General features: G+C 39.0%; 12 protein-coding genes. 5 read left to right on the top strand and 7 right to left on the bottom strand.

All coding sequences use genetic code 11. The annotated features are described in order from the left end of the window. Positions 1–484: 484 nt before the first annotated feature. The 3 genes from WJR50_RS31505 to WJR50_RS31490 all read right to left on the bottom strand — a co-directional run bounded on the left by WJR50_RS31505 (position 485) and on the right by WJR50_RS31490 (position 1,328). Positions 485–799 carry a methyltransferase family protein gene (locus WJR50_RS31505; protein WP_445223511.1) on the bottom strand — a complete coding sequence of 105 codons (315 nt, stop codon included), beginning with the start codon at positions 797–799 and terminating at the stop codon, positions 485–487. A 134-nt stretch (positions 800–933) separates the two neighbouring features. Then, on the bottom strand, positions 934–1,167 hold the full coding sequence (locus tag WJR50_RS31495; protein WP_341297317.1) for a PepSY-like domain-containing protein: 234 nt from the start codon (positions 1,165–1,167) through the stop codon (positions 934–936). Then, positions 1,152–1,328 carry a hypothetical protein gene (locus WJR50_RS31490; RefSeq protein WP_341297316.1) on the bottom strand — a complete coding sequence of 59 codons (177 nt, stop codon included), beginning with the start codon at positions 1,326–1,328 and terminating at the stop codon, positions 1,152–1,154. The genes WJR50_RS31495 and WJR50_RS31490 overlap by 16 nt, the downstream gene beginning before the upstream one ends. A gap of 192 nt (positions 1,329–1,520) precedes the next feature. Here WJR50_RS31490 and WJR50_RS31485 point away from each other — a divergent pair, with 192 nt between their 5' ends. From WJR50_RS31485 to WJR50_RS31470, 4 genes are all read left to right on the top strand, one after another. After that, positions 1,521–1,940: an RNA polymerase sigma factor gene (locus WJR50_RS31485; protein WP_341297315.1), complete on the top strand. Its 420-nt coding sequence runs from the start codon at positions 1,521–1,523 to the stop codon at positions 1,938–1,940. Beyond that, positions 1,937–2,083: an RNA polymerase sigma factor gene (locus WJR50_RS31480; RefSeq protein ID WP_341297314.1), complete on the top strand. Its 147-nt coding sequence runs from the start codon at positions 1,937–1,939 to the stop codon at positions 2,081–2,083. Before WJR50_RS31485 ends, WJR50_RS31480 begins: the two co-directional genes overlap by 4 nt. Positions 2,084–2,258: 175 nt before the next feature. Continuing rightward, on the top strand, positions 2,259–2,900 hold the full coding sequence (locus tag WJR50_RS31475) for a hypothetical protein (protein WP_341297313.1): 642 nt from the start codon (positions 2,259–2,261) through the stop codon (positions 2,898–2,900). Further along, positions 2,851–3,201 (top strand): hypothetical protein, encoded by a 351-nt coding sequence (locus WJR50_RS31470; protein WP_341297312.1) that lies wholly within the window; start codon positions 2,851–2,853, stop codon positions 3,199–3,201. Before WJR50_RS31475 ends, WJR50_RS31470 begins: the two co-directional genes overlap by 50 nt. 146 nt (positions 3,202–3,347) lie before the next feature. Here the strand turns inward: WJR50_RS31470 and WJR50_RS31465 are convergent, their stop codons facing one another. The 4 genes from WJR50_RS31465 to WJR50_RS31450 all read right to left on the bottom strand — a co-directional run bounded on the left by WJR50_RS31465 (position 3,348) and on the right by WJR50_RS31450 (position 7,697). Further along, positions 3,348–4,079: a DUF2490 domain-containing protein gene (locus tag WJR50_RS31465; RefSeq protein ID WP_341297311.1), complete on the bottom strand. Its 732-nt coding sequence runs from the start codon at positions 4,077–4,079 to the stop codon at positions 3,348–3,350. Positions 4,080–4,296: 217 nt separating this feature from the next. After that, positions 4,297–6,318 (bottom strand): cation:proton antiporter, encoded by a 2,022-nt coding sequence (locus tag WJR50_RS31460; RefSeq protein ID WP_341297310.1) that lies wholly within the window; start codon positions 6,316–6,318, stop codon positions 4,297–4,299. Positions 6,319–6,706: 388 nt separating this feature from the next. Further along, positions 6,707–7,354, bottom strand: a complete 648-nt coding sequence (locus tag WJR50_RS31455) for an NAD(P)-dependent alcohol dehydrogenase (RefSeq protein WP_341297309.1) — start codon at positions 7,352–7,354, stop codon at positions 6,707–6,709. A gap of 13 nt (positions 7,355–7,367) precedes the next feature. Continuing rightward, positions 7,368–7,697, bottom strand: coding sequence for an alcohol dehydrogenase catalytic domain-containing protein (locus WJR50_RS31450; protein WP_341297308.1), 330 nt, complete (start codon positions 7,695–7,697; stop codon positions 7,368–7,370). Positions 7,698–7,937: 240 nt separating this feature from the next. Between WJR50_RS31450 and WJR50_RS31445 the strand changes: the two genes are divergently transcribed. After that, positions 7,938–9,662, top strand: a complete 1,725-nt coding sequence (locus WJR50_RS31445; protein WP_341297307.1) for a DUF885 family protein — start codon at positions 7,938–7,940, stop codon at positions 9,660–9,662. The last annotated feature ends 32 nt before the right edge of the window (positions 9,663–9,694 follow it).

Genomic DNA, 9,694 nt, shown 5'->3' with positions numbered 1-9,694 from the left:
TTTGCATAAATCTTTAAGTTTTGGTCAACCTAAAGTTTATTCATTGACCCGCTCTTTTCAAAATTTAAACATGCTCTAAGACAAAAAAGAAATCGCGTAGTTTTTACGCAGCGCTTTTAGGGTTATATATTTTCATCTACCTTATTGTTGAAGGCGTTAAATTATTATAAAGCTGATTCTGATATACTTAGTTAGCTAGTAAGTTGTGTACATGAAATCAGCTATAGATGCACATAGAGAAAATTAACTGTACGCAGGATTCCAAGTGAATGCCCAACTTTTAAGGTTTTTTATTTAATTCCGTTAGTATCTTTTCTTTTTTATCATTTTTCATTCTAGGAATATCTAACACCACTACTGCTAACTCTGTCAGTTTCGTTTAAATAAACAGTATACTTATTCAAAAACTTAAGTGTAGCAAATGCCGGAACACTTAGTAGAAATGAATACATAATCAGCTGGTTGTAATTATCCTTCTTTTGTATCAGTCTCCTGAAATATCAAACAGGAAGAATAAAATACATACTGCAGCCAGCCCGTTCTTTTCTTTTTTGAGCACTTTTTTCCAGCTAAAGGACAAAGCTGGCTGGATAAATCGGCTAAAGTCAGGAATAAAAGCAGGAACTTGACTACTCCCATCAGCATAAGATTCACCAAACTTTCTTCTAAGAAATTGTTCTTCAGCAAACATGTTCCTTTCATAATAAATCCAATAAAAGAAACAGAAAGAGAGGATAAGCCAAAAATTTCCTGTCAATAAGGCGGGCCCCAGCCACATAAAGAAATTGCCTACATACAAAGGATGGCGAATCTGTAAGATACTGAGTTTACAAACCAGGCCTGCTGCTTGAGCACTTATGCTGATGGGTTAGGGAGATGATTTATTGGTATTACTGTAGCCTCATTCATCTGCCTTAAACTTACTGCATCTGACTAATAGTCTATCCTCAGAAAATTACTGCTCTTGTCAAAATTTAGCTCGGTGCCATTGTCATCCCGTTCCCAGCTGATGATATAATTGTCAGCGTAGCTCTGAGTAACGTATTCCACTATTTTTTCAGGAATCACACTGTCTGGCAGTGCTGTATTGCCTTCAATACTGCTGCACTCTCCTTTTCTGTTGAATTCCAGCTGAACGCCATTTTCCAGAATCACTTCATAGTCCACCGATAAGCCATCTCTGTATTTAATGATCTGGCTGATGCTCTGGTCAGGGAAATGCAGTGATATAAACCCTGGGCTTCATCTTGCAGTTTGCCTTCCGGCACTACACTTTCCTTGTCACAGGCAGACAGGATGAACATAGCAGCTAAAAAATTCAGAAGCATAGCGAAAGGCTTTCTGTGCATTAAATTTTTCATGAATGTAATTTCTGTGTTTTTCGCCATCACGCTGAAATATTTCTAAACGTTGGTTGAGCGATGAAAAAAATGTAAAAAGAGATCAAAAAAAATAAATGCATTTCTTTCGGATGAGGAACCAAGCCTTTGCGCCAAGCTTGCGTGTTGCCCCTAATTACTATGGAAGAGGACAAACATTTTTATCGCCTGATCGCAGCCTGTAGGAAGGGAAAGCGTGCTGTCCAGGACGAACTCTATTTGGGATTCTATCATTATGCCATGAGCATTGGACTCAGGTACTCCCGCGACCGGGAAGAAGCCATTGAAATTGTCAATGATGCCTTTTATAAGATACTGACCAGTCTGGATAAATACACCCAGGGCTTATCGTTCAAGGGATGGCTCCGTAAGATCGTCATCAACGCTGCGATAGACTACTACCGAAGAAATGAGAAGCACTACCACGGAGTGGATATCTCCTATGCAAGGCACGAGAGTATGCATGAGGATGTGATAATAGATGAAATGTCTGAAAAAGAGATCGTCGCGCTGATCCAGGACCTTCCTCCCTCCTATCGTATGTTTTCAACCTGCAAGTGATAGAAGGTTTTAAGCATGAAGAGATTGCACAGAAACTAAACATCAGCGTGGGTACGTCAAAGTCCAACCTATCCATTGCCCGAACAAAGTTACAACTGGCCATCTACAAATTAAGAGACATTAAAGATCAACAACACGGATGATCATCAATGTGACAAACGTATCAAAGACAAAGCAGAGCAGTATCAGGACAAAGGTGCTGATGAAGCCGGAGCGCCTGCAGCTCTGCATACTAAGCTTGCAGGCTTTACCTATGTTCCATGGTATGTACGCTACCAAAAGGTCATCGGATATACAGCGGCAGTGCTTTGCATAGGCTTGCTGAACTTTGGGGTGTTTAGCTACCTGCAAAACCAACATGAAGAAGCACTTAAGTCCTCTCAGCATGTGTTGAAAGATCAACAAGTAGCTTATGATAGTCTGATAATGGCGTTTGAAATCCTCAAAGAAACCAAAACAGATACCGTGTATATCGTGAATACCATAGAAATTCCTGCCGCCAATGGGCAGGCGATCACTTCTGCTGAGGAAGAGCAAGTTTTTTACCTGAGCACCATCCACAGGCCAACCACTCCTTTCGTGACGGGAAATGGATACCATGAGCTGGACAATAGGCAATTGTCAGAAGTACATACAGAGCCTCTAAAGGTCAAAATGGCAAACCAAAGGGAGAAAGTAAGGAAAAAAAGCAGCCAACGCGTACCGGCCAAAGTGCTGAGAGACATTGAAAAGCACAATATGCAGGGCATAGGCTTTCAGTACGGTCCAATGCTGAGAGGCTTTCAGCTTCTTACCGATGAAGTAGCCGATGAACCCGGATGGGCGGCTGGCATGATGGCAGAATTTATCCTGTCACATGCCTGGAGCATAGAAACAGGCATACAATATGCCTATAGCAGGTATGAGCTTGATGATGCTTCTTGTTCCGGTCCATCTCAAGTATCATCATCCCATCAGTAAAAACAGGTATCTGTTTGCTTCTGCAGGGGTGTCGCCGCATTATTATATGCAGCAGCGGTTTGAATACAAATACGAAGATGAACTCAATGCTACCGAAGCGGAAGCATCCATCAAAACAGACAAAGGCAGCTGGTATCCTGGCACTTATGACTTGAACTGGGGCTTTGAGCAAAAGCTGAATAACAAATCATTGCTCCAGTTCTCGGTGTTCTATCATCATGTCATCCAACCCATGGGGGTTGAGAAACAAATGCTTAGTATGATTGGCCTGAACTACTCGTTTAAATTCAGGGTCAAATAAATATAAGCATATATGCATTATACTGATAAGGGTGAGAAATACGTCTATGGCTGTTGCACAATCGGTATTCCCTGAGGCTTATTATTTAACTTTCTTGAAGTTTGATATCCTGACCGAATAAGCGAACTCATTAGGTACCTTGAACATTAGATTGAATGCGCTACAGAAAATCTGGCAATATGTCTGATATAAAACTCCTTTCCGGATGTACGTTGCTGAAACCAGTTCATATAGCCTATTTCTGTTGACCAGTGCTTAGATAACTTCACCAGAGCACCAGCATACATACGGTTCTGATCAAATATATTATAAAAGATATCTTTGCCTGCATTGAACATGACCTCATCAAATATTATCAAGGATATAAGGTAATGATTTTCCTTTTTTGTTATGGGAATTTGAGTCTGAACTTTATACCTAAAACGAAAATTAAAAGCTGCATTATTTTCAGTGGTCTTCAGGAAGAACCTTTCTTCAATTTTGTATCGGTGACTTACTTTTACTTCACCTAAATACTGATAAAGATTGTATTCCTGATGTGGTCTAATTTCCGGCCTGATGCTTTTCACTGTCTGATTCTCATCTTGAGGAAGTGCCTGTAAAAAATATGCTCCTCCAACCCCCACATCATGAGCTTCTTTTATTTGATAATGTAAGGTTATTCTTGGTATAAGCCATTGATGTTGTCTATTAGAAAAAACGAACCATCTGGTATCTATCTCTGTATTCACTTGCCATTGATCCGCCAGTGAAACTTTATTGTAATATCTTAACCATAAAATTTTCTGAACTTCAATACCTTTTTCTAAGTGCTGACTTCTTACCGAAACGGGAATAAAAAGCTCAAAATAAGCAAACAGAAGTATTAATATTTTCATTTATTAAAATTAATAAACAAATATATACTTAATCTATTGATTTAATAGAGTTATAAGTTATATAAATTTTCTCTACTCAAATTCCTTAAATGTATATTACTGTTACTGCTCTTTGATGGGTTTATCTTTAGTTATACTTTCATTTTCTCTTCTAACTAGTAGTAACCAGCAGAGCTGCTTATTCATAATTTTTAATTTTGGGATTAAACAGACATCATCATTTGAAAAATGATGATATTATCCCCTGTTTAGGATAGACTACAATAAAACTAGCTTCACGAAAGTTACTGGATAACACTGAAGGAATTTTTTCTACTGAAGAATTATAAGAAACAGTATTATCTCGGGTACTTATCACCACCAATAGATCCTGTGCTGTGATTATGCTGGCTAGGGAAGCCAATTCTTTCAACCCACTAAGGTTATTTTCAATGAATTGTATGCTTGAATTACTTAGCTGAAGCTCCTGCCTTATGGCTTGAGCTGTGTTCCCACTTCCATAAAAATGTAAAATACCAGAGGTCTGGCTACACAACCTATGCAGGGTAGTCACCCAGGTACTGAATCCTTGTTCAGCTTCAGCATGGGGGGCTGCCAATAATACAATCCTTTTGAACGTATTTAGTGGATGAAGAAGCTTAACTACCAGAATTTCCTGTTCAGTATCCGTAACTACATGATCCAGCACACTGCCAAATAATCTGTCCTTAGCACTCAAATTACCATTCCATCCCATCACAATTTTAGTAGCATTTATTTCCTTGGATGCCCTGGTGATCCCACTGGAAGCATTCAAATCCACTCTTGAGATAGGATGAATCATCTGGTTTGCAGCAGTTGCATATTTTTGTGCTCTCTCAAAAGAAGCCTGATTCTGCCACAAGTTCTCTTTAGCCCCTTCATCATCAAGTACTACGGAAAGTGAGTAAACAGGAATCCTTTCATCCTTCTGCTTGATCATCACTGCCAGGTCAATAAGTTGTTCCATATTGGCAGGGTTAGCTACTGGCACTAGTATTCTTTCCTGCTGTTGATATGCTAACGGAGGTTTGTGTGCTTCTACTGCCAATTTTCTGCCCGCCCTATCGGTAACGAAAGAGCTTACCATACAGGTGACCAGTATCAGAATTACTGTACCGTTCAGCACATTTTCATCCAGCAATTCTAAATTGTAAGCGATGAGTATGATAGCAATGGTAGCTGCAGCGTGGGCGCTGCTGAGTCCAAATATCACATTTCGCTGCAGTGAAGTAAAGCCAAAGGCTCGTTGTGTGAAATAGGCAGCTATCCATTTACTAAGTAATGCTGCCGCTGTAAGTGTTACGGCAACTAGCAGCGCTTCCGGGCCACGAAACACTACGCCAAAATCTACCAGCATACCTACGTCAATTAAGAAGAATGGAATAAAGAGCGCATTACCGATAAACTCAATTCTACTCATCAAAACTGAAGTATGAGGTACCAATCTGTTTAGTGCCAGGCCTGCTAAAAATGCTCCTATGATAGGTTCCAGACCAGCTAGTTCAGCTAGAAAGGCGGCTAAGAAAACCATCATAAGTGTAAAGATATATTGGACAACCCCATCCTGTTCGGCATTTCTAAAAAACCAGCGGGCAATTTTTGGAAAACCCCAGAGCACCAAGAGTGTAAAAAGTCCAGCTGATACGCATAACTGTATCCAAAAAAAAGTATTCAGTGTACCGCTTACTGAGGCGGTGATCAGTACTAATATCATCAGCGCTGCCGTATCGGTAATCATAGTGCCTCCCACTGTCACTGTAACTGCCTCATTGCGCGTTATACCCAGTCGGCTTGCGATGGGATAGGCAATCAAAGTATGGGTAGCAAACATACTGGCTAACAAAAAGGATGACCGCAAGGGATATTGAAGTAAATAGTACGCCACCAGGGTACCAATAAGCAAAGGAATGGAAAAAGTAAATACACCAAATCCTAAGCTCTTCCTGCGGTTTCTACGAAAGTCATTCAGGTCAATTTCCAATCCAGCTACAAACATGATATACAACAGCCCGACGGTGCCAAAGAGTGTTGTTTCACCTTGTTCTAAAATATTCAGCCCATGGGGACCTATAATAGTACCAGCCAGTATCAAACCAATCACTCCCGGAATGCGAAAACGGGTAAATAAAAGTGGAGCAAACAGGATAACCAATAAGATTATCGTGAATTTTTGAACTGGATCGGTTAGAGGGAGCTGTAAGTCAACCAGCAACTGCATAGTACATGGTATTAAGTCAACAATGCTTATCAACTAGTCAAAAAATTAAGCGAATGTACTACTAAAAATTACAGAATTTGCCTGAAGGATCACGTAATTTAAATATCTGAGGATTGTCTATTCTTTTCGGAGAAAAGTTCTTTTCACATAATAAATATGAAGAATTATTTACATTAAACTAAAAACTGGTTTCAGTCTTCAAAACTGAAATCATGTATGTGGCAAAGTCTGAGACTTTGCTTCAGAAGCGAGTATCTTGCTACAAAGCAATAGTATAAACTAATAGTGTCACCTTAATTACTCCAATCAATATTATCCAATCTTGGTTGCTGGTGGAGTCGTTCGCGGAAATTCTAATATGAAACTTTCCTAATTTAAAATAAATCTTTTAGTAAGATGTGGTTTTACTTTTTGTATTAACCTCTGTTTTGTCGGCTTCCCAAACCATGGCGACTTTTCCTCTGGTGTGCATGGATTCAATATAACTTATGGCTTTTGGAATATCTTGGTAAGGGTAAGTCTTGTCTATGTGTACTTTGACTTTTTCATTTTGAATCAAAGATGATAATGTCTCTAGATCTTTGAAGTTGGCTTCAGCTGTAAATATGTGTAGAGGAAATTTACTTATAGCTCTTTTCAAGAGTAAAAATATCATATGACTCAATGTAGTAAAACCTACCATGACTCCTCGTTCTCCCATACGTGTGTAGTCTTTATGAAAAAGGTTGCCATGCACATCTATTATGAGGTTATATCTTTCCTGATGATTGTGGATGTTTTCTGTATCGTAAGCAATCACTTGATCAGCTCCTAGTGACTTAACAAATTCAATGTTTTTACTGGAACATACCGCGGTTACTACTGCTCCAAGGGCTTTTGCTATTTGCACTGTAAAATGTCCCACACCTCCTGAAGAACCGTTGATTAATACTGATTCTCCTTCTTTGAGCTGACCATGATTGATAAGTGCCTGCAAAGCAGTTAGTCCGGCGATGGGTACACACGCCATTTCAGCAAAACTTTTTCCTTCAGGCATTTTGCCACAAACTTTAGCTACTACACTGATGTACTCTGCAAAAGCACCCTCTACTAGACTCACCAATTACTCGATCGCCAACCTTAAAATGCTTTACATCCTTACCTACTTCTTCTACTATACCTGCAAAATCAGCGCCCGGAATCTTATTTGTAGGCTTGAGCAATCCGAATGAAAATCTTGCAAAAAAAGGTTTACCCCTGAGAATATGCCAATCAGCGGGATTGGCTGAGTTCGCCATGACCCTGACCAGAATATGGTCATCTTTCAGTAAGGGTTTTTCTACTTCTTCCCATTGAAGTACTTCAGGTCCTCCATATTTTGTTTTAGTAAATGCTTTCATCCTTAATGGTGTGGTTCGTTTTTACTAAGAGATCAATGTTTTGTTTTATCATCAGCTTCTAAAAAGATGCGTTTATTAGACTGCTGATTTGATTCATTATTTACAATATAATAGTTCTCCTATGGAGACCCAATACTGAGTGTTATTCCCTGAAATAGTACTGCATAATCAAAATTCCATTTTGAAAAATTTATTACTTAAACTTGTCTTTGGTCACCTGCTTCTACTAATCAATGGACTATGAAACATATCACCTTATTGTTATTGCTATCTTTATTAAGTCTTCCTGTCTCTGCTCAAAACATCAATGCAGAAAACCTTTATCATCAGACAAGTGAAATAAATAATCTGATGGTACCCTACCAGTCAGATTATGGTATTCTATCTCGTTTTTATAACATTAATACCTCTCCGGAAAGAATCAACCGTTTGCAAAGCCTAATGCAAGATTATCTTGATCAGTTGGAAAGGATAAATTTTAATGAACTTACTACTGGCAGCAGCGTTGATTATTTATTGTTTCGCAAAAAACTTGCAGAAAACCTCAATGCATTAAACGACCAGTTGACTGAGATAAATAACGCAAAGAACTGGGTTGCTTTTGCTTCAATAGTATATGATATTAACCAGGAAAGACGAAGAGGCAAAAGTCTGAATGCCCAGGAAACAGCAGCTAAAGTTGATTCGCTATCCACTTTATTACAAACTTCAATTGCCAATCTTTCTAAAAAAGATAGTCTGGATAGCAGACTGGCTAAACCAGCTATAGAAGTAGTAAATGACCTGCAAAAAGCAATGCAGGATATTTATGATTTTTATCACGGCTATGATCCGATGTTTAGCTGGTGGGTAGAACAGCCATACCATCTTGCTGACTCTTTATTCTCAACTTATATAGATAGCTTGAATAAGAAATCTAAAGTTATCAGTAGCCAGCAAAGAGATAGTAGTGGCATTGTTGGAAATCCTATTGGAAGAGAAGAAATCATTCGTCAACTGGAGAATGAAATGATTCCCTACACGCCCGAAGAGCTTATTGAAATTGCTAATATTGAATTTGCCTGGTGTGATGAACAAATGCTCCAAGCTTCAGAAGAATTAGGTTTTGGAAATGACTGGCATGCGGCATTGGAAAAAGTAAAAAACAGCTACGTTCCCCCTGGTAAGCAGCCTGAACTAATACTAAGGCTTTATAATGAATCTGTTGATTTCTTAAAGGAAAACGAACTGATTACCATACCTCCTTTGGCGGAAGAAAGCTGGCGAATGATGATGATGTCTCCGGAAAGACAATTGATTAACCCTTTCTTTCTGGGAGGGGAAACGATTATTATCTCCTACCCTACCAACACCATGAGCCACAAGGATAAGTTGATGAGTATGCGAGGCAACAATCCACATTTTTCCAGATCAACCGTACATCACGAACTTATTGCCGGACATGGTTTGCAGTTTTTTATGAATAACCGTCACAAAGCTTATCGTAGTTTTTATACTCCTTTCTGGATAGAAGGATGGGCCTTGTATTGGGAAAGATTACTTTGGGACCTTGGTTTTCCTGAGACACCAGAAGACAGGATAGGCATGTTATTCTGGAGGATGCATCGTTGTGCAAGAATCATTTTTTCACTTAAATATCATCTGGGAGAGTGGTCACCACAACAGTGCATAGATTTTCTGGTTGAACGAGTAGGTCATGAAAGAGCCAATGCTGAGGGAGAAGTAAGACGTTCATTTGAAGGAGGTTATAGCCCTCTATATCAACTGGCTTATATGATAGGTGGTTTGCAATTTGAAGCATTAAAAGAAGAACTGGTAGATAGTGGTAAGATGACATTTCGTGGATACCATGATGCGGTATTACGTGAAAATGCTATGCCGGTAGAAATGCTAAGAGCGATACTTTTAAACGAATCCCCTAAGAAAAACTTCAAAACAAAATGGCGATTTTACGAGCTGCCTTAATAATATTTTGAATAATTTTTAAATACCACAAC

The sequence above is a fragment of the Catalinimonas locisalis genome, from assembly GCF_038039535.1.
Classification (GTDB): domain Bacteria; phylum Bacteroidota; class Bacteroidia; order Cytophagales; family Cyclobacteriaceae; genus Catalinimonas.
This window is presented reverse-complemented; position numbering and strand designations above follow the sequence as displayed.